Genomic DNA, 21,959 nt, shown 5'->3' with positions numbered 1-21,959 from the left:
TAGATGAATTGGTATGTAATCATTCCAATGATAATTTCGTTTATCGTTGTATTTTTAATTGGTGTATATGCTTCAAGACGCGTGCAAGCAACTGCTCATAATAAATTTTTGCAAGAATATTTTCTTGGTGGGCGTGAGCTAGGCGGTTTATTATTAGCGATGACAATGATTGCTACGTACGGTAGTGCAAGTAGCTTTATTGGTGGCCCTGGTATTGCTTACAATATGGGTCTTGGATGGGTACTGTTATCTGCGATTCAAGTTGTAACAGGGTATATCGTTTTAACGGTTATCGGTAAAAAGTTTGCAATTATCGCTAGGAAGATGGAAGCAATTACTCTTATCGATTATTTAAAAGGGAGATACAATAATAAAGCAGTTGTTATACTTTCTGCGTTATGTATTATTATCTTTTTATTTTCAGCGACAGTAGCCCAGTGGGTCGGTGGTGGACGATTAATCGAGTCACTAACGGGGCTATCGTATACAACAGCACTATTTTTATTTACTTTTTCTGTACTTGTGTACGTATTAATTGGTGGATTTCGTGCAGTTGCTCTATCAGATACATTATTAGGAATCATTATGTTAGTTGGAACAACAATCATTTTAATTGCTACTGTCATTGCTGGTGGTGGAATTGAAAAGATTATGCAGGAACTTGTTCAAATTAATCCAAAGTTAATTACACCATTCGGAGCAGATGGCAGTTTAACGAAATCATATGTTACATCATTTTGGATTTTAATTGGAATTGGCGTTGTTGGTTTGCCGCAAATTAGCGTGCGTGCCATGTCTTATAAAAATTCAAAAGCGATGCATCAAGCGTTAATAATTGGGACGATTGTTGTAGGTACAATTATGATCGGTATGCATTTAACGGGTGTATTTGCAAGAGTAGTACTTCCAGGTATAACGGTACCAGATAAAGTAATGCCGCTACTTGCGATGGAAGTGTTGCCACCTTGGTTAGCTGGAGTTTTCTTAGCTGCACCGATGGCAGCGATTATGTCTACAGTAAATTCTTTATTATTACTTGTAAGCTCGTCAATTATTAAAGATATATACGTAAATTACATAAATAAAGATGCAGCAGACAGTACGATAAAAAAAGGAAGTTTGTGGATTACTGGTATTGTAGGACTACTCGTTTATGCAGCGGCAATTAAACCACCAGATTTTTTAATATGGCTAAATTTATTTTCTTTCGGTGGATTAGAAGCTGCATTCATTTGGCCAATCGTATTAGGGTTATATTGGAGGAAAGGAAATGCTACAGGAGCGCTTGCGTCTATTTTAGTTGGGGTAGGCTCATATATGTGTATTCATCTTTTCTATCCAAATCCGTTCGGTATACATACAGTTGTCTTCCCGATTTGTTTTGCGTTTATCGCTTACATCATTGGAAGTATGAGTGCTGTAAAAAAAACAGTATAGGTTAGCTGAAGAACGTAGTCCTTATAAGACTGCGTTTTTTTGTGTGAATTTGTTCATTTTTTATTCTGTATATCCACGGTTATTCATAAATTAATAACAACTGAGGGGATGGAGTTGAGGTCGATGAAAAAAGTATTATTTTTAGGAGACCCAGGAATTGATGACTCTTTAGCAATTATGTATGGATTGTTGCATCCTGATATTGATATTGTTGGTGTAGTTACAGGATATGGAAATGTAACGCAAGAAAAGGCGACAAGTAATGCGGCATATTTATTACAGTTAGCAGGTAGGGAAGATATACCTGTTATTAATGGTGCGAAAATCCCTTTATCTGGAGATATTACAACGTATTATCCAGAAATTCATGGGGCGGAAGGTTTAGGACCAATTCGACCACCGAAAAATCTTTCTCCAAATATAAAGCCTTTTTGTGAGTTTTTTGACATTCTTGAAAAATATAAAGGAGAATTAATAATAGTCGATGCTGGTAGATCAACAACATTAGCGACAGCATTTATTTTAGAAAAGCCAATGATGAAGTATGTAAAAGAATATTATATAATGGGGGGTGCTTTCTTAATGCCAGGCAATGTTACACCAGTCGCAGAGGCGAATTTTCATGGTGATCCGATTGCGTCGCAATTAGTCATGCAAAATGCCAAGAATGTGACACTGGTGCCGCTCAATGTTACATCTGAAGCTATTATTACGCCGGAAATGGTAAAGTATATTACGAAACATTCTAAAACAAGTTTTAATAAATTAATTGAACCGATTTTTACGTATTATTATAAAGCTTATAGAAAATTAAATCCGAAAATAAAAGGAAGTCCAGTACATGACGTCGTTACAATGATGGTTGCCGCAAATCCTTCAATATTGGATTATGTGTATCGCCGTGTCGATGTAGATACAGTGGGAATAGCAAAAGGAGAAAGTATTGCAGATTTCCGTCCTCAACCTGATGCAAAAGCATTAAAAAATTGGGTGCGAATTGGTTGGTCATTACATTATAAAAAATTCCTTGAGGATTTTGTGAAAATCATGACGTAGACATAATAGGAGTATACAAGTTAAAATAATGGAGATGGTTATTTAAATAACCATCTCCATTATTTTGTTTTTTAAAGATAGAGAGAAGAGTTACACAATAGGAGAGGAATTTTACTTGAAAAAAACTATAGTATGCGCAGTGGTTGTGGGTATTTTCGTTTTGCTAATATCGGGTAACTTTTTAGTGAAAAAAGTGTGGAGTTCAAATAATGATGATGCACAGTATATTGCATCTTTTATTGAAGAACATAAAGATGAAAAAAATAGTGCGCTTCTAGTAAAGAGAAATGATAAAGTTGTCTATTCTGTAAACCCAAATGTTGTATTGCCAGTTGCTAGTACGATGAAATTAATTGTGGCGCTTGAATATACGAAACAAGTTACTGAAGGGAAAATTGATTCGTCTAGTTTCGTATCGATTAATGATGTGAATCGCTATTATGTACCGAATACAGATGGTGGTGCACAAGATAGATGGCAAAGGTATTTGGAGAAGACGGGCAAGATAACTGAAGGAGCGGTTTCTTTAGAAGAAGTGGCAAAAGGAATGGTTAAGTTTAGTTCGAATGCAAATGCTGAATACTTAATGGAATTGTTAGGATTAGATAACATCAATCGAAATTTACAAAGTTTATCACTTCCTGCACATCAACCACTATTTCCAATCGTTTCATCTTTGTATATTCCGGGATATTTGCATAAAGAATTACATGTTCCAAAATATAAAATAGAGAAAAAGTTAAAAGAAATGTCTCAAGAGCAATATCGTGAATATGCGATGGTTATTCATGAACGCTTAAAGAAGAAGGGACCATTATTACAGAAGGAAATTCCGCTTTATTTAGAGGAACGTTACGACAAAATTTGGTCAGATAGATTACCAGCAGCTTCTGCAAATGATTATATGGTATTACTTCAAAAGGCAAACCATAAAGGTGGCTTGACAGAGGCTGAAGAAAAAGTGTGGGCAAATATCGTTGAAACAGACATGAGTGCCAAAAAATACCGTAAAACATTCAGACATGCTGGGCAAAAGAATGGTTACACACCTTGGACGGTTACAAAAGCAGTTTACGCTATGGATAAACGTGGAAACTGTACGGAGATTGTGTTTTTGGCGAATAATTTAAATGAAGACGATAGTGCAGAAATACGGAAACATTTAGCAAACTTACATTTCCAAGTGTTGCAAAGTGATAAGTATGATGCGACTTTTATTAAATAAACTCGGTGCAGAGAGCACCGAGTTTATTTTTATGTACAAGCACTTTTTTTCTATCTCTGGGTATGATGGGTAGTAATACTTAGGTGAGAGGGGAAAAGGTGATGAAACAGAGTAAAGAAGAGTTTATAAAGAGTGAAGGCGCTGATTTCCCTGGAAAAACATATGTGGATTGTGTATTACAACATGTATTTAATTTTCAACGAAATTACTTATTGAAAGATATGTTTCAAGTGCATAAAGCACATATTGCGATGCTGACGGAAGAAAATTTAATGAAAAAGGAAGAAGCTAAAGTTATATTACACGCATTAAAAAAGGTAGAGGGAATTCCAGAAGAGCAATTGCTCTATACAGAGCAGCATGAAGATCTCTTTTTTTTAGTCGAACATTTAATTTCTCAAGAAGCGAAATGCGATTTTGTAAGTAATATGCATATTGGTAGAAGTAGAAATGATATGGGTGTAACGATGTATCGCATGAGTTTAAGGCGATATGTATTACGATTAATGGAACATCATTTGTTATTGCAAGAAAGTGTACTACAACTTGCTGCTGATTATAAGGAAACAATCATGCCAGCTTATACACATACACAACCGGCACAGCCAACAACATTTGGTCATTATACGTTAGCAATTTATGATACGATGCAAAGAGATTTAGAACGAATGAAAAAAACGTACCAGCTTTTAAATCAGTCTCCAATGGGGGCGGCTGCACTCTCTACAACAGGTTTCCCGATTAAACGAGAACGAGTTGCTCATCTACTTGGATTTGCAAATGTAATTGAGAACTCATATGATGCTGTTGCTGGAGCGGATTATTTATTAGAAGTTAGCTCGCTACTTATGGTAATGATGACGAATACGAGTAGATGGATTCATGACTTTTTGTTGTTAGCAACGAAAGAATATGACGGTATTACTGTTGCAAAGCCATATGTACAAATCAGTAGTATTATGCCGCAAAAACGAAATCCGGTTTCAATTGAGCACGCTCGTGCAATTACGAGTAGTGCTTTAGGAGAAGCATTTACAGTATTTCAAATGATTCATAATACACCATTTGGTGATATTGTCGATACGGAAGATGACTTGCAGCCATATTTATATAAAGGGATTGAAAAGGCAATTCGTGTTTTTTGTATGATGAATGCAGTGATCCGAACGATGAAAGTAGAAGAAGAAACGTTAAAAAGTCGTTCATATAAACATGCAATAACGATAACGGATTTCGCCGATGTTTTAACAAAAAACTATGAAATTCCATTTCGGCACGCTCATCATGCAGCAAGTGCTATTGCAAATATGTCATTGGAACAGAAAAAAGAACTACATGAATTACACTTCAAAGAGGTAAATATGTACTTGCAAGAACATTTTAAAATAAATTTATTAGAAAAAGAGTGGAAAGAAATTATATCGCCAGAAGCTTTTATTCAAAAAAGAAATGTATACGGTGGACCGAGTAAAAAAGAAATGAATCGTATGATTCAAAATCGAAAAGAGTCATTTCGAAAAGAAGAAGATGTATTTGAAAAGGAAAAACAGAGGATTTTACAAACTGAAAATGATTTGAATATATTAGTTTCTAATATTATAGAATTGTAAAAGAAGGATTTAATGAATTAATCGCCAATATTTAATTAAAATATAAATAGAGAGAAGAGATTGTCGATGATTCAATTACATGTATATGAAGAGATTCTTCATTTTAAAGAAGATGTTACACTATTTCTAGAAAAGAATGAGCAGGAAAACAATCTCATATTAGGTGTATTACAAATGGTCCAAGAACCGATATTTATGGGGATAGCGAAACAAGGAGAAGAAATTGCGGTTGTATTTCTACAAACAGAAGAGAAGAAACAAATCATTGTTGCAACTTCTGAAATTTCGGGAGTAGCTATTGAGGAACTTGCAAAAGAGTTAACGAAAGTATACCCGGATATTCCTGGATTGATCGGTAATAAGAAAATTGTACAGAAATTAGCGGAAGAGATTGCGGTATTAGAAAATAAGAAAACGAATATTACAATGGAACAAGGTGTGTATGAGCTCAACAGAGTAAAGAAGAAGTGTAATGCGGATGGACTTTTCCGGGCGGTAAATAATGATGAATTACCGTTAATAGAACAGTGGATATATCAATTTTGTGAAGACGTAAAGCTTCCTAATACGAAAGAAGAAGCAAAACAAACTGCGTATACATTAATAACTACAAATCGACTGTTTGGTTTGGAAGTGGATGGGAAACTCGTTTCTGTAGCTGCAAAAACGAGACCAACTAAAAATAATATAACAGTCAATTTCGTATATACGCCGAAAGAAGCAAGGAAAAAAGGGTATGCATCTCATTGTGTAGCAGCACTTAGTCAACGTATGTTAGATGAAGGCTACCAGACGACTACGTTATATACTGATTTAGCGAATCCGACATCTAATAAAATTTATCAAGAAATTGGTTATGAACAAATTGCGGAATCTGTGATCATATTTTTAGAGAAGTAAAACAAAAAGGCGTGCTATTTTAGCACGCCTTTTTGTTATTCATCAATTCTAATAACCTCGCCTTGAGGGAATTCCTCAGTTTCTAGTAAGTTACGAATAGCTTTCGCAACATATTCAGGTGATAATAGCTTTCCTTCTTCTTTTAATGCAATGAAGCGGTCTAAATTTGTGAAGTCTTCTTTATTTGTTTCACGAATTTGTGCTTGCATATTTGTATCAACAACACCGGGGGCAAAAGCGACGATTTTTACTGGATACTCTTTTTCCACTTCTTCAGTTGCTACGCATTGTGTAAACATATTTACACCAGCTTTCGTCGTACAATAAGCGCCCCATCCGAAATAAGGATTTTTTCCTGCACCAGATGAAATATTTATAACGCGTTTATCTACTTTCCATTCTTTCGTATGTTTCATAAACGTAGATGTAAGAATCATAGGTGCAAGTAAATTAATGTGAACGTTCGTAATGAATTGTTCACTTTCTGCTTTTTCAATCGGCTTCATAGGTGCAACTGTACCTGCATTATTAATTAAATGAATAGAGGATACATTGTCTTCTTTAATGGATGAAATGATTTCTTTAAAGTTAGTTTCTAAGTTATGTACATCTTGAAGATCTAAGGAATGAAAAATGCAATTGCTGTTATATTGCTCTGCAAGTTTAGTAAGTTCTCTATTTTCTCTTCTAGAAATAGAGATGACAGTTGTACTTTCTTCTAACAATTGAGTGGCAATAGCCTCACCTAAACCTTGTGAAGTTCCTGTTATGATAACGTAGCGCATAGTTTTATAAACTCCTCTCGTATGTGCGGAATTTTGTTGGACAACGTACATTGCATAGTTTGTCTACATTTTATAGTATAGAGCACTTTTTACTATAAATGAAATGAGATGATTGTGTGCCTTTTATAAACCGTTTTACAACAACAGTACCTGGTGCCGTCACGTTCACTGGGAACACGTTAGGGCTTAGCCCTACATCACCTGCGCCAGGTAATATTTTTGGTACACTTGCTGTATTTACTACGGTAAATACAGCGCTGCAAGTACCAGGGTTCCCAGCAGGAACGACGGATGAATGGCAATTGAATTCTTCAAGTGCAATTTTAAATCTTCCGGCGGGGAGTAGTGTGCTATATGCAGAGTTAGTTTGGGCTGGTACTTTTCGGACTGATACGGAAGATGTTTTACCATTTTTAAATGATGATATTACATTTACAACACCATCAGGGACGTTTGCTGTTACGCCAGATCCCGCTACCGCGCAGCAAGGTTCAGTAGGAAATCAGTTTTATTATGCTCGCTCTGCTAATGTAACGAATCTTGTTAGTGCAGGTGGGGCAGGCACATATACAACAGGTGCTGTGCCCGCTGCAAGAACTTCAGCTGATCCAACAATCAGTCGTTCAGCTGGCTGGACGCTTGAGGTTGTATATCAAAATGCAAGTTTACCTCTTCGGAATTTGTCAGTTTATGCAGGCCAAGAAATTATTGATGCTTCATCCCCGCCTGTTGATGCTACTATTTCAGGATTTGCTACGCCGGCAACAGGAGCTGTTACAGGAAGAGTGCTCGTAACTGCTCAAGAAGGCGATTCTAACATTGTTGGAGATCAACTTCGCTTTGGACCGAATGCAAATGCTACAGTTGCATTATTCGGACCGAGAAACCCTGCGAATAATTTCTTCCAGTCTCAAATTTGTAATGACATTGGAGAGTTAGATACAACCGGGACATTTGGAGATTTGAATCAGCCGTTAGGGATAGCTTTAGCTGTCCGAAGACAAGGGTGGGATATTACGAATGTAAATGCCTCTGCATCATTAGTAAATAATCAAACGTCAGCAACGGTTCGATTTGTTACAAATGGAGATGGATACGCTGCAGCTGGTTTTGGTGTTCAAATTGATGCAACAGGTCCAATTATTAATCCTGTTAAATCAGTTAATAGAACAATCGCAGGGGTAGGGGATACCCTCACTTATACGATTACGGTCCCAAATACAGGAACAGGAAGTGCAGAAAACGTTGTATTACGTGATAGTATTCCGAACGGAACGACGTTTGTTGCAGGTAGTGTTACGGTAGGGGGAGTAACACAGCCGAATGCAAACCCTGCTAATGGAATTAATTTAGGTACAATCCCAAATAACACGCAAAGAATTGTTACATTTCAAGTTCGAATAACATCATTCCCGAATCCCAATCCTATTTTAAATCGTGCAATGGTGTCATATCAATTTCGTCCTTTCGTTGGTAGTCCTCCTATTACAAGTACGTCTTCTTCAAACACAGTACAAACGACAGTGAATCAAGCAACTATAAGTATGCAGAAATCTGTAGATTTACAGACGGCAACGCTTAATGATGTATTAACGTACACAGTTAATGTCACAAATAATGGAAATGTCACTGCGAGCAATGTTATTTTTGTTGATAGTATCCCTGCTGGAACAACATTTGTCGCAAATAGCGTTACGGTAAATGGAGTAGCACGTCCAGGAGCGAATCCAGCAAGTAGTATTAATCTAGGAAGTATTAATGCTTCGCAAACGACTGTAGTGCGCTTTCAAGTTCGAGTAACATCGAACCCTCTTGTCAATCCAATTCCAAACCGTGCAAGTGCAACATTTACTTTTACCCCAGTGCCTGGTCAACAACCAGTTTCAGGGCAAGCGACAAGTAATACTGTAGTTACGACAATTAATATAGCTGATATAACAACGAGAAAAACAGTGGATAAAGCTTTTGCAACGGTTAACGACGTTCTTACGTACACGGTAACAATTCAAAATACAGGAAATGTACTTGCAACGAACGTTATTTTTCAAGACCCAATCCCAATTGGAACGACTTTTATCGCAAATAGTGTGACTGTGGACGGGGTTTCACAACCTGGGGCAAATCCAGCGAGTGGGTTTACGGTAGCTAATATATCTCCTGGCGGAAGTAGGACTGTTACATTTCAAGTACGAGTAACATCTACGCCGTCAGGAGGTACGATTCCGAATCGCGGAAATGTGTCTGCTAATTTTGTCGTTATTCCAAATCAGCCACCGATAACAATTAATAGACTAACGAATACAGTTGTGACACAAGTTAATACAGGTGGTTTGAATGTAATAAAAGAAGTGAATACAATGCAAGCAGCAGTAGGGGATACTTTAACATACACAATTGCCGTCCAAAATACAGGGAACGTTCCGTTAACAAATGTATTTTTCCAAGACCCTATTTCTTCTGCTGTTTCATTTGTTGCAAATTCTGTAACAATTAATGGAGTACAGCAAAGTGGACTAAATCCGAATACAGGATTTTCTCTTCCGAATATTCCTGCGGCTCAAACAGTTGTAGTCACATTTGACGTGTTAATTGTACAGGATCCAGAAAATGAAGATATTTTAAATCAAGCGAATGTAACAGCAAGCTTTCAAGTGAATCCGAGTGAACCACCAGTGACAATTAATGTTCCGAGTAATGTTGTGAATACGACAGTACAATCAGGAAACTTTGAAGTTGTGAAATCAGTGAATACAGATGTTGCGACGGTAGGAGATGTTTTAGTATATACAATCGAAGTTATAAATGCAGGTAGTGTACCAGCTACAAATGTATTTTTTCAAGATTCAATTCCACAAGGGACATTATTTATTGAAAATAGTGTATTGGTTAATGGTGTTTTACAAGAGGGGGCAGATCCAGGACTTGGATTCCCATTAAATGATTTACCTACTGGCGCCAGTGTTATTGTTACGTTTGAAGTATTAATTGATGAAATTCCCCAAGGAAATAATGTCGTAAATAATGCGAATGTAACTGGAGATTTCCTTGTAAATCCAACAGAGCCACCGATTACTGTAACAGTACCAAGTAATACTGTTATGACGGTCGTGAATTCTTCAGGGTTAAATGTAAGGAAAAGTGTAAGTGCTACTGAAGCCGGTGTAGGAGATACGTTAACGTATACAGTCCGTATACAAAATAGTGGAACGGTGGCAGCGACAAATGTATCATTCCTTGATCCGATTCCAGTTGGAACCACTTTTGTAGCGAATAGTGTAACAATAAACGGGACACCTCAACCAGGTTTAAACCCGACAACTGGATTTCCACTTGCTAATATTCCAGTAGGAGGTATGGTGACGGTCACTTTTCAAGTGACAATCACGAGTATACCACCAAATAGAGTTCTTCCGAATAATGCGAATGTCACTGCTGATTTCCAAGTAAGTCCTCTCCAGCCACCAATTACAATTGTAACGATTAGTAATATTGTTGTGACGCGAGTGAATGTAGGATCACTTAATGTAATGAAGAGTGTAAATACACCACAAGCCGGTGTAGGAGATACGTTAACGTATACGATTCTTATTCAAAATACAGGAACTGTTCCTGCAACGAATATTGTTTTTCAAGATCCAATTCCGTCTGGTACTGCCTTTGTATCAAATAGTGTGACGATAAATGGAGTCGTTCAGCAAGGTGCGGATCCTATGGTAGGTTTCCCAGTACCAAATATTCCGGTCGGGCAAACATCTACGATTACGTTTCAAGTTACAGTGACGAGTATTCCGAGCGGTGGAAATATAAGAAACCAATCGAACGTTACTGCAAGTTTTCTTATAAATCCAGCAAACCCTCCAATAACGACTGTTACAAATAGTAATTTTGTAGTGACGCAAGTAAACACAGCACAGTTAAATATACAAAAATCTTCATCTGTACAACAAGCAGCACTTGGAGAAACTTACACGTATTCTGTTGTCATTCGAAATAACGGTACAGTAACAGCAACGAATGTCTCTTTCCTTGATCCAATTGCTTTAGAAACACCATTTGTAGCAAATAGTGTAACGATAAATGGAACGCCTCAACCTGGATTTGATCCAAATATTGGTTTCCCGCTTCCTAATATTGCAGCTGGAACATCATTGACAGTAACGCTCCAAGTTACGGTAGTTGCACCGTCTACACGTGGAGCAGTATTAAATACAGCATCTGCTACAGCTACTTTCTTATTGAATCCTTTACAACCACCTGTAACAACAACGAATTCAAGTAATACAACGGTAGTTACAATACCGTTACCTCCTCCTGGTGAAGTAACAGCAACAAAAACAGTTGATGTTGCAACTGGGGCTGTCGGGGATGTATTAACGTATACAGTGCTAATAACGAATGTAGGAATTATCCCTGTTACAGATGTACTCTTCCAAGATGTCATTCCAGAAGGGACGACGTTTGTTGACAATAGTGTAACGATAGGTGGAGTGCAGCAACCAGGATTAAATCCAGAAATAGGATTTACAGTTACTCCATTATTAATCGCTGGTGGAAGTATTGAGGTCACATTCCAAGTGACGATTACAGAAATTCCAGATAATGAAGTCATATTAAATGATGCAGATGTTACATTTACTTCACAACCAAATCCGCAGGAACCACCGATTACGGAAACGATATTAACAAATTTAGTCGTTACGACAATTAATATAGCGTTTATTTTTCCATTGAAACTAGTAGATAAAGAAGTAGCGACGGTAGGAGAAATATTAACGTATGATGTATTGATTTTTAATTTCGGAACAGTGCCAGCGACGAATGTTCAATTTATCGATACTACTTCCGCGGGTGTAGCATTTGTACCAGGAAGTGTGAGCATAAACGGGGTACCAGCACCAGGATTAAATCCTTTCATTGGTTTTACAGTTCCAGATATACCTGTCGATGATTTTGTACTTGTCACATATCAGGAAGTGGTTACAAGCATACCAGAAGGTGGAACGATTGTTAATTTTGTAGACGTTACAGCTACATTTGCTGTAAGTGAAACAGAACCGCCTATTACGGAAACAACGACAAGTAATACGACATTAACAGAAATCAATGAATCTGGTTTGAATGTTTTAAAATCAGTAAGTCAGCCGGTTGTTGCAGTAGGCGATACAATCACATATACAACAGTAGTTCAAAATACGGGAACAGTGATAGCGACGAATGTTCAATATAGTGATGTATTACCATCCTCTATAACATTCGTACCAAATAGTGTAACGATAAACGGTGTGTTACAGCCTGGATTAGACCCTAACACTGGCTTCTCACTTCCCGATATAACTCCAGGTGAAAGTGTAGAAGTCACATTCCAAGTAACAGTTGTTAGCGTTCCGTCAAACGGAACAATTGCCAATACGGCAAATGTTACTGGAAGCTTTATTTTAGTACCAGGAGAACCACCAGTTATAGTAAATCAGCCAAGTAATACAACACTCACAACTGTAAATAGAGGACGCTTTAATGTTATTAAACAAGTAAATAGAGCCGCTACTCTAGTTGGAGATGTATTGACGTATACAGTGCAAATAACGAATACAGGAACAGTAACAGCTAACAATGTTCAGTTTATTGATACGATTTCAACAGGTGCGTCATTTTTACCAAATAGTGTAACAATAAATGGAGCCCCGCAACCAAACTTAAATCCGATTACTGGATTTGGAGTTGGAGATATTCCAGTTGGTGAAACAGTTATAGTGACGTTTCAAGCGACAGTTACAAACATACCGTCATCAGGAACAATTACGAACGTTGCAAATATAACAGGAAGCTTTACTTTAGTGTCAGGAGAGCCACCGGTTATAGTAACAGAGCCGAGTAATACGACGATAACTAGAGTGAATAGAGGACGATTCAGCGTTATAAAATCTGTAAATAAAGAAGCGACACGATTAGGAGATACGTTAACGTATAGTGTGCAAGTTACAAATACGGGAACGGTAACAGCGACGAACGTTCAGTTTAGCGATGTTCCATCACCTAGTTTAGAATTCGTTCTTGGAAGTGTACAAATAAATGGGATTCCGCAAGTAGGTTTAGATCCATTTATAGGCTTTGCATTGCCTAATCTTGCAGTAGGGGATAGTGTATTAATTACATTTGAAGTAAATATAATCGCAGTTCCGCCTTCTAGTAGCATTATGAATACAGCAAGAGTAACGGGTGATTTCGAATTGATTCCAGGAGAACCTCCGTCTACAATTACAAATTCAAGTAATACGACAGTCACACCAGTAAATAGAGGCAGTTTAGATATGCAAAAAGAAGTAGATCATTCAATTGTTGGAGTAGGAGAAACAGTAAAGTATACGGTTCGAATATTAAATACTGGTACTGCTGATGCGATGAATATTCAATTTATCGATGTCCTATCTCCGGAAGCTGTTTTTGTACCAAATAGTGTAACTGTAAATGGAGTAGCTCGTCCGGGAGTGAATCCGCAGGTTGGATTTACGATTGTAGACATTCCAGTCGGTGAGACGGCGATTGTAACATATGAAGCTACGATTACGAGCTTTCCAGATGGTGGTACAGTAGTGAACGTTGCTGGGGCGTTAGCAGAATATATTTTAGTACCAGGGGAGCCGCCAGTTACAGTGATGGATACGAGTAATACAGTTATAGTGACGGTAAATACTGCAATCTTATTTGTTGCAAAAGGAGCAAACTTTGAAGTAGCAATGATAGGGGATGTTGTCACTTACGGAATCGCTGTTATAAATGATAGTACAGTTCCTGTGACCAACATTGTGTTAACAGATATCATTGATCCGAATACGCTATTTATAAATGGCACGGTAACGGTAAATGATGTACCTCTTCCATTTGCTAATCCGAATACCGGTATTCCGTTAGGTGATTTTCAGCCAAATGACGCAGCAATTATTAATTTCCAAGTTGTAATAACAGGAGGACAAATAAATAATTTAGTTACAAATACTGCTATAGCAAATGGGCTCGCAACTGTAAATCCGAATGAGCCGCCAGTAGTAGTTGAAGGTGATAGCAATACAGTTGTTATCCCGTTTATTCCTCAAAATGTCTCAACGACAGTCGTAAAAACGGCAAATTTACAGGCAGCAACAATTGGCGATGTTATTACGTTTACGACAGTTATTACAAATACGGGGGATACAGCAATACAAAATATTCGTTTTCAAGATATGTTAGATAGTAGTGTTCAATTTGTCCTTGGAACTGTAACGATTGATAATACGCCAGTGCCAAATGTAAACCCAGTATCAGGTTTTATTATAGGAAATTTAAATCCAGGTGAAGCACGGACAGTTTCGTTCCAAGTAGTAGTGCAGAGCGCGCCAAATGGTTCAGGAAATTATATAAATCAAGCGAGTATTCGTTTCGAACATCAAGTAGGCACAGTATTGCCACCTGTTACACAAATGGTAGAAAGTAACATAGTTGTCATTCCATTTGTTCCAACGATAGAACAAATTTGTGAAACGAATCTTAATTGCTTAAGGAAAATTCCTTTTCAATGTTCTCCGTGTAATCATTTGCAAATAAATAAAAAATAAATACAGAAAGAGCATCCGGAAAAAAGGATGCTCTTTCTGTATTTATCATGTAGATTCTTTTTCGGGTGAGGTGAAAAATTCGTCGATTTTGTCGGAGAGTAGTAATGGAATGGCTCCTTTTATAACAGAAATGTCCCAGTCCCACCATGCGAGATTCTCTAGTTTGTCAATCGTTTCTTGTGGGAAACGATATCGAACAAATTTTGCAGGATTACCAGCCACAATTGCATATGGAGGGACGTCTTTTGTAACAACACTTTTTGCACCAATAATGGCACCGTTACCAATTGTAACACCAGATAAAATGCAGGATTGATAACCAATCCATACATCATTGCCGACTACGATATCACCTTTTGAAGAAGGGTGACCAGTAATATGTGCTCCTTCATCAAAAAGTGCATTAAATGGATAAGTTGTTATCCAGTCTGCGCGATGTTCACCGCCAAGTATGAAAACGACTTCTTCTGCTAATGAACAAAACTTACCTATTTTTAATTTTGTTTCATCGTTCCAAGAAAAAATGGTTGGCCCTACTTTACTATAAGTATAATCACCAATATCATATTTATTATATTCAGGTTTTTGATTTAAATATAACATGCTTCTTCAGCCTCCTTTCTCAATTAAGTGATACGTATGGAATATTATATGCAAGATGTAGTAATGTGAACTGTATTAATAGGTGAAATGAACAAAAGGAAGTGGGATGTATGCGATACGAAATGGGTCTATATAATAAACCGTTTCAGTCAATTCAATCAGGAAAAAAAGTATATGAAGTACGCCTATACGATGAAAAACGTCAACTAATAAACAAAGGCGATGAAATCGTATTTACGAATCTTACGACAAAAGAAATGATGACGGTAAAAGTAACGGAAATAAAGCGATACGAGAGCTTTAAAGCCATGTATGAACAAATCGATAAAAAATTATTGGATTGTGAAAATGATAGTTTAGAGGAAATGTTAGAAAGTACATACAAAATATATACGAAAGAACAAGAAAAAGAGTGGGGAACAGTTGCGATTTGTATTGAGGTAATAAAATGATAAGAAATCGCGGGGCGGCTATCATTGTACAGGAAGGAAAAATCGCTCTTATAAAACGTATTCGAGAAGAGGAAACATATTATGTTTTTCCGGGCGGAGGGATTGAGGAAGGTGAAACGCCTGAAGAAGCAATGAAAAGAGAGGTATACGAAGAATTAGGGGTACATATAAAAGTGGAGCACCTCATTGCAAAGGTAAAATATAAAGGAAATGAATATTATTATGCTGCCTATATTACAGGCGGAGTGTTCGGAAGCGGAACAGCTGAGGAATTTCAGTGGGAAGGTAGAGGAAGTTATATTCCGTTATGGCTACCGATAAACGAGTTGGAAAAAGTGAATATAAAACCTTATGAAGTGGTCGAAAATATATTTAGTCATTATAAAATATAACGTCTGACAACATACAAAAAAAACCATTGACATAGGCTTCTGATTTAAGTATTGTATTCGAGTATGTTTATAATCAGGAGGTTTATATGAGCAATCAAACTACTACACATCATGTGAAAATGACAACAGCGGATCCATCTGGAATTGGTCTATTTGGATTAGCGATGGTAACACTTGTAGCATCATCTCAAAAGTTAGGCTTAACAGATGGCGTTTCACTTGTATTACCATGGGCAATCTTTTTAGGAGGATTCGCACAAATCTTTGCTTGCATTCACGATGCAAAGCATAACAATACATTCGGTACAACAGCATTCGGTGCGTACGGTCTATTTTGGCTAGGTGTTGGAATGACTTGGTTAATTCAACTTGGAGTATTTGGCGAAAAATTAGCACAAGCTGCAGATTCAAAACAGCTTGGTGTAGCCTTTATCGGATATTTGATTTTCACAATCTTTATGACAATTGGTGCAATGGAAACACATAAAGTATTATTTATGATCTTCGTCCTTATTGATTTCTTATTTATCGGTCTTTCATTAAGTACTTTAGGTGTTATGCCGCATGCAATGCATAATTTAGCAGCATATTCTGAACTTCTTATTTCATTATTATCTTTCTATGGTTCAGCAGCAGCAGTGTTAAACACACACTTTGGAAAAGTTGTTTTACCAGTTGGAAAGCCGTTTGGTATTTTTAAAAAGTAATAAAAAAGCACAGATGATTGTATAGTCATCTGTGCTTTTTTATTTATTCCGCTCTTTGTGGGCTGTCTGAAAAAGCTTGATTGGTGAGGACTCATTAAACTTTCACTTTATTTGAAATAAGTAATGTGAAATGTAAATAAAAGTAGAAAAAAATAATTGAAATTGATTCTCATTATTAATATAATGAGAATGAGAATCATTTATTGTTAGAGGGGGATGCCAAAGTGGCAAAGATTTTAATAGCTTATGCAAGTATGTCAGGAAATACAGAGAGTATTGCTGATTTAATTAAAGTTAGTTTAGATGCTTTTGATCATGAAGTAGTATTGCAAGAAATGGAAGGCATGGATGCTGAAGAATTATTAGCTTATGATGGAATCATTTTAGGATCTTATACGTGGGGCGATGGTGAATTACCATTTGAAGCGGAAGATTTTCATGATGACTTAGAAAATATAGATTTAGCTGGGAAAAAGGTAGCGGTATTCGGATCGGGTGATACGGCGTATGAACTGTTTTGTGAAGCGGTAACGATATTTGAAGAACGTCTTGTGGAACGCGGTGCAGAGCTTGTACAAGAAGGGCTGAAAATTGAATTAGCTCCAGAAGATGAAGAGGATGTTGAAAAATGCAGTAATTTTGCAATTGCATTTGCTGAGAAGTTCTAAGAATGGGAGTGTCAACGTGGAGACAATGTTAAGTGCAACTGCTATTACAAAGTTAAGAGATGGAAAACTGTTGTTAGCTACTACATATAATGGCTTATTTGTTGAACAAGACGGAGAATGGAAACGAATTTTAAATGGTTTTCAAAAACGAATTAGGGATTTACATAGCGAAGATAATGTAGTTTATGGTGTAGGTGACGAAGGGATTTTTATTCGTAGTATGAATGGTGGAGAGAATTGGACAATTCAGCGTTTTCCAACAAAAGCAACGAGTTGGAATGTATGTAGCAATGTACAAGGAACTGTTGTTGCTCATGGAGAAAAAATGCTGTATCTTTCTAATAATTTCGGTTCGACATGGGAAACTATTCATCCGTTTCTTGAGTATGGCAGTGCGGCACCGTCTATTCGATCGTTATTTTTATATAAACATTACTTATTTATTGGTACGAAAATTCATGCTAAATATGGTGGTGTTTGGCTCTTTGATTTGAAGACACGTAAATTAAAGAGGATTAAAATTGCGATGAATCAAATGATCTCTGCGTTGACTTTACACAATTCTTATTTAGTAGCGGCAAGTGGATCGTGCAAGGGAGTTAGCGGGAATATTTCTTATTGTAAAATAGATGAAAGTATTGCAAGTGAAAAAATATATTGGCACACATGTCAAAGTGAGCAGAAAGCAAGTAGTTATTTAGACTTAAGTGTAGATCAACATATTTTATATACAACTTCAACGCAAAATAAGGCGGGTATTAGTAGTGTGTGCCGTGTGCTTCTTGAAGAAGGTATTGTTACAGTATGTGATTCGGTTAAAGGGCACGGATGGCGCATTGTTAATCAAAAAGATGGCTATGTAGTAGCCGGATCAGGTGAATTAAAAGCAATGCAGTGGGAACAAAAAATAATTTAAGAAAAAAACTTTACTTTTATTATATTGATATGATATAGTATATTTAAACCATTTTACTTTTAATAATATAGAGATTTAAATGAGCTGTAACTTCCGAGGAGGATAGCAATGTTAAATCTCCTCAGGGGTTGCAGTTTTTTAATATCTGGCTTATTATTGTAAGGTGGTTGAAAATGAATATGTACATATAGGTACATTGTAGGAGGATTTTTTTCATGCAAAACGGTAAAGTAAAATGGTTTAACTCAGAAAAAGGTTTCGGTTTCATCGAAGTTGAAGGCGGAGAAGACGTATTCGTTCATTTCTCAGCTATCCAAGGCGAAGGCTTCAAAACTTTAGAAGAAGGTCAAGAAGTTACTTTCGAAGTAGAACAAGGTAACCGTGGACCTCAAGCTACTAACGTAAACAAGAAGTAATTTTTGAAAAAAGAAGGGCTCGCCCTTCTTTTTTTTTGCATTTTTATAGATGTCCTCCTACTTACATATCATAACGAGACTGAATTTTCATTTATTTATTCGGAGTATTTTTGTATAAAGTACATGAATAAATAAATACTGAAAATAAAGTGTTTGTGTGAAAAGGAATTTAGAAAGAGGTAAATAAATTGAAAAACGCTACACATTTTATTGTGTTTGATATTGAGAGGAATTTCAGACCGTATAAATCAGAAGATCCGTCAGAAATAGTTGATATCGGAGCTGTAAAAATAGAAATAGGTACAATGAAGATAATTGAAGAATTTTCGGAGTTAGTAAAACCAAGTGCACGATTAACTCGTCATACAACAAAATTAACCGGTATTACGAAAAAAGATTTAATGGGTGTAGAAAAATTCCCTCAAATTATAGAGAAATTTATTCAGTTCATCGGCGAAGGTTCTATATTTGTTTCATGGGGAAAAGAAGATTATCGCTTTCTATCTCATGATTGTACATTATATGGTGTTGAATGCCCAAGTATAGAAAAAGAAAATAGAATTGATTTGCAAAAATTTGTTTTCCAAGCATATGAGGAATTGTTTGAACATACGCCAAGTTTACAATTTGCGGTAGAACAGCTCGCTTTAACGTGGGAAGGAAAACAGCACCGTGCTTTAGCAGATGCTGAAAATACAGCAAATATACTTCTTAAAGTGTATAGCGAGAGAGATATTAATAAGCGATACAAAAGACATGGTGAACTTGAACTTGTAAAAAACGGAAAACTAACAGAAAAAGCGAAAAAAAAGATGCGAAAATGGGTGTTTAAAGAACTAAAGAAAAATACAGAACGCCCTTTTGAATGGAGTACATTTGAAAGTGGTGACACGTGGGAAAGTATAACGGAAAGATATTATATAAGTGAAAATACAGTAGAACTCCTGAAAAAACATTTTCGTACAGCAGTGAGAAAAGCGGAACGGCAGATTAGGTATTTGGCTGAGGTGGAGGAGAATACAGAGGTTAAATGAATTGCTCCTCCATCTCTAACTACATACATGTAATAACAGCGTATTGATATTAAATAGGCATCAACTTGTTGTTGTGATTGTGCATTATAATTGCTTTGGGAGTGTTAAGACGTAATAAGAGTTTTAAACTGTATTAATAAAATAAAAATATATATAAAGAAAAGAGTGTAGTTTAATGGAAACAATCTTTAACATTTAAACTGTTTTAGTTTTTTGGATAATATTTACTACACAATTAGCATTAACTACACTTTCTTTCATAGTAAAGAAGAATTGGAAAAAACTTAATATCTCTTTAAGTTGTGGTGTATTAAAGTTTAAAATAGAAGAGTAAGATTGAGTTTTGTATAAGGGAGGTATGATAGTGGTAGACTTGGATATTAAAGATGTCACAGTAAAGATGGAATTAAACGGTGTCTTTTGGAATGAGGATCGGATTGCTGAAATGAAGGTGACTACAAAAGAAGAGCATTCTGTTATTCTTCGTCTAGTAGTTGATTTAGAAAGTAAAACTATTAGGGCGACGAGTGCGGAAATAGTGAATGGATTCTGCCCTCTGTGCAAACAGAAAAAGGACGAATGTAGTGAACTTAATGACTTGCAAAACAAAATGGAAATTTTAGAAGAAGCCTACGATTGGGTGAGAGAACATCCGGAATATCGTTTTCAATTATCTTTTTACGAGTATAATAAATTTGAGGTAGTAAAGTGAAATTTGTATTTTAACAACTTATAGAAGGACTTGGTCAACTAGAAATATTGAAGTAGATATTTCTAATAGAAATAAGCTTGTATAACAAGGAAGGGATATATTTGATTCTGCAACAAATGTCATCTTGCATCAAAAAAATTTGAAAATAAGCATGTTTTATTATAAAGCAGAAAAATCGATTCTTAGTAGAATCGATTTTTAATATAAATAAAAGAGCGCTTATTAAAAGCGCCCAGTAACAACAGTTATATGGAAGTATTTATCCCGTAAAAGCCCGATTGGTGAGGGCTAATAATTAGTGGGGATGAACAAAACCCCACTGATTAAAGTTTCACTTTATTCAATACCGCTCGGATCAAACGAATACTGCTGCTTATTCTCAATCCGCTCAATCACATCTTGCAGCTCATCCGGCTTCAGAAACTCAATAGGAGAGAAGCCTTTTTCAAATGTAAGTGTGTCTGCTTCAATCATAAGTACGTATCGATCATTTACCTTCGCAATATGTATTTGATCCCCGAAATCCGCAAGCAACGCCTTCACAGAGATATGATCGGCTTTTAGTTTTAATTCCACTTCAGGAGCATGCTCGACGATTTGAGCGGTTGCTTCCATTACTTCTTCGGTTGAAAATTGTTCCATAATTTCGCGTTTCGGACTGGCAGCCCATACTTCCATCGCTTGGTCGAATTGTTCGCGTTCTTCCGTACCTTCTTCAAATACATCTTCAATTTGGTCGTATACCATGTCCATTACTTGTGTTTTCATAATTTCAGGCATAGAGCGTTCATATTCGACGAATTTTAAGAAGTCTTCAAAGTAGCGGGCATGTGATGCTTGATGTATTTTTAGTTCGCCTACTTCAGCCATCCCTTCTTCAGGCATGTACGGATATTGGATAGATTTCATATTCTTTGTTGTGATGGCCATTTCAACGTTACGAATCAGTGTTGATTCATCAGAAATAGAAGCAACCTTTGGTTCGAAGTCGCATTTCATTACGAATACAAATGGATCATCAAAGTATTTGCGTAGTTTTGCCTGAGCAATTAAAAATACACCACCACGTACAGCGCTTGTGTCAAGATATGTATAAACGAGAGGTTCGCTCATATCTTTAAAGTTTTCTTTTGTTTCTGCAAAGCGAATACGATTAAAAAGGTTGTAATGAGGGTTTGAATCAAGTTCGTGCCCTTCTTCTACAATAAAGCGACCAATTTTTGTTGGGGCTTGTTCTGTTTTTGCATGACGTTCTACTTTTCGCTTCGATATTTTTAATAACTCACCATTCAAAAATTCTTTTAAGGAACTATCTTCATATTCTTCAGCGTCTAAAGTTTGAAAATGTTTGTAGCGTTTATCAACTGCTTCACCTTTTCCTTCTACTTGTACAACATAAAAGGAAAGATAATTTATTTCAAAATCCATATTTATCACCTTGTTTCATTTCATTAACT

General features: G+C 36.4%; 17 protein-coding genes. 14 read left to right on the top strand and 3 right to left on the bottom strand.

Going from position 1 to position 21,959, the window contains the following annotated elements:
* Window positions 1–3 precede the first annotated feature (3 nt).
* The 5 genes from panF (at window position 4) to NST27_RS17335 (ending at window position 6,228) form a co-directional block, all read left to right on the top strand.
* Window positions 4–1,437: a sodium/pantothenate symporter gene (gene panF / locus NST27_RS17355; RefSeq protein WP_001104815.1), complete on the top strand. Its 1,434-nt coding sequence runs from the start codon at window positions 4–6 to the stop codon at window positions 1,435–1,437.
* A 108-nt stretch (window positions 1,438–1,545) separates the two neighbouring features.
* A complete protein-coding gene (locus NST27_RS17350) occupies window positions 1,546–2,493 on the top strand; it encodes a nucleoside hydrolase (protein ID WP_080451403.1) in 948 nt (315 codons plus the stop codon).
* Window positions 2,494–2,608: 115 nt separating this feature from the next.
* Window positions 2,609–3,718: a serine hydrolase gene (locus NST27_RS17345; protein ID WP_000751377.1), complete on the top strand. Its 1,110-nt coding sequence runs from the start codon at window positions 2,609–2,611 to the stop codon at window positions 3,716–3,718.
* A 101-nt stretch (window positions 3,719–3,819) separates the two neighbouring features.
* Window positions 3,820–5,328 carry an argininosuccinate lyase gene (gene argH, locus NST27_RS17340; RefSeq protein WP_000813991.1) on the top strand — a complete coding sequence of 503 codons (1,509 nt, stop codon included), beginning with the start codon at window positions 3,820–3,822 and terminating at the stop codon, window positions 5,326–5,328.
* A 66-nt stretch (window positions 5,329–5,394) separates the two neighbouring features.
* Window positions 5,395–6,228 (top strand): GNAT family N-acetyltransferase, encoded by an 834-nt coding sequence (locus tag NST27_RS17335; RefSeq protein ID WP_000615387.1) that lies wholly within the window; start codon window positions 5,395–5,397, stop codon window positions 6,226–6,228.
* 35 nt (window positions 6,229–6,263) lie between these two features.
* Here NST27_RS17335 and NST27_RS17330 read toward each other — a convergent pair whose 3' ends face one another.
* The gene (locus tag NST27_RS17330; RefSeq protein WP_001271050.1) at window positions 6,264–7,013 is read right to left on the bottom strand and encodes a (S)-benzoin forming benzil reductase; all 750 of its coding nucleotides are present in this window, start codon (window positions 7,011–7,013) and stop codon (window positions 6,264–6,266) included.
* Between the two features lie 116 nt (window positions 7,014–7,129).
* Here NST27_RS17330 and NST27_RS17325 point away from each other — a divergent pair, with 116 nt between their 5' ends.
* Window positions 7,130–14,602 carry a DUF7507 domain-containing protein gene (locus tag NST27_RS17325; RefSeq protein WP_047386596.1) on the top strand — a complete coding sequence of 2,491 codons (7,473 nt, stop codon included), beginning with the start codon at window positions 7,130–7,132 and terminating at the stop codon, window positions 14,600–14,602.
* A 45-nt stretch (window positions 14,603–14,647) separates the two neighbouring features.
* Here NST27_RS17325 and NST27_RS17320 read toward each other — a convergent pair whose 3' ends face one another.
* Entirely contained in the window at window positions 14,648–15,205 is a 558-nt protein-coding gene (locus NST27_RS17320; RefSeq protein WP_000966304.1) for a CatB-related O-acetyltransferase, read from the bottom strand.
* A gap of 110 nt (window positions 15,206–15,315) precedes the next feature.
* On the opposite strand from NST27_RS17320, the gene NST27_RS17315 reads away from it, so the two are divergent.
* The 8 genes from NST27_RS17315 to NST27_RS17280 all read left to right on the top strand — a co-directional run bounded on the left by NST27_RS17315 (window position 15,316) and on the right by NST27_RS17280 (window position 20,502).
* Window positions 15,316–15,657, top strand: coding sequence for an ASCH domain-containing protein (locus NST27_RS17315; RefSeq protein ID WP_001268347.1), 342 nt, complete (start codon window positions 15,316–15,318; stop codon window positions 15,655–15,657).
* On the top strand, window positions 15,654–16,049 hold the full coding sequence (locus NST27_RS17310) for an NUDIX hydrolase (protein ID WP_000620827.1): 396 nt from the start codon (window positions 15,654–15,656) through the stop codon (window positions 16,047–16,049). Before NST27_RS17315 ends, NST27_RS17310 begins: the two co-directional genes overlap by 4 nt.
* A gap of 86 nt (window positions 16,050–16,135) precedes the next feature.
* Window positions 16,136–16,756, top strand: a complete 621-nt coding sequence (locus NST27_RS17305) for an acetate uptake transporter (RefSeq protein WP_000070938.1) — start codon at window positions 16,136–16,138, stop codon at window positions 16,754–16,756.
* Window positions 16,757–16,980: 224 nt separating this feature from the next.
* Complete coding sequence (locus tag NST27_RS17300) at window positions 16,981–17,424, top strand: flavodoxin (RefSeq protein WP_001062752.1); 444 nt, start codon at window positions 16,981–16,983, stop codon at window positions 17,422–17,424.
* A 16-nt stretch (window positions 17,425–17,440) separates the two neighbouring features.
* Window positions 17,441–18,340, top strand: coding sequence for a WD40/YVTN/BNR-like repeat-containing protein (locus NST27_RS17295; protein WP_000449493.1), 900 nt, complete (start codon window positions 17,441–17,443; stop codon window positions 18,338–18,340).
* 215 nt (window positions 18,341–18,555) lie between these two features.
* Window positions 18,556–18,756, top strand: coding sequence for a cold shock-like protein CspB (gene cspB, locus NST27_RS17290; RefSeq protein ID WP_001179150.1), 201 nt, complete (start codon window positions 18,556–18,558; stop codon window positions 18,754–18,756).
* A 188-nt stretch (window positions 18,757–18,944) separates the two neighbouring features.
* Window positions 18,945–19,790 (top strand): exonuclease, encoded by an 846-nt coding sequence (locus NST27_RS17285; RefSeq protein WP_000786418.1) that lies wholly within the window; start codon window positions 18,945–18,947, stop codon window positions 19,788–19,790.
* A gap of 364 nt (window positions 19,791–20,154) precedes the next feature.
* Entirely contained in the window at window positions 20,155–20,502 is a 348-nt protein-coding gene (locus NST27_RS17280) for a hypothetical protein (protein WP_000227982.1), read from the top strand.
* Window positions 20,503–20,838: 336 nt separating this feature from the next.
* Here the strand turns inward: NST27_RS17280 and NST27_RS17275 are convergent, their stop codons facing one another.
* Window positions 20,839–21,930 (bottom strand): DUF3900 domain-containing protein, encoded by a 1,092-nt coding sequence (locus tag NST27_RS17275; RefSeq protein WP_000345039.1) that lies wholly within the window; start codon window positions 21,928–21,930, stop codon window positions 20,839–20,841.
* Window positions 21,931–21,959: the final 29 nt, after the last annotated feature.

This window comes from Bacillus sp. FSL W8-0770, from assembly GCF_038008705.1.
Taxonomy (GTDB): Bacteria; Bacillota; Bacilli; order Bacillales; family Bacillaceae_G; genus Bacillus_A; species Bacillus_A cereus.
The sequence above is the reverse complement of the archived record's forward strand: the minus strand, read 5'-3'. Positions and strand labels throughout refer to the sequence as shown.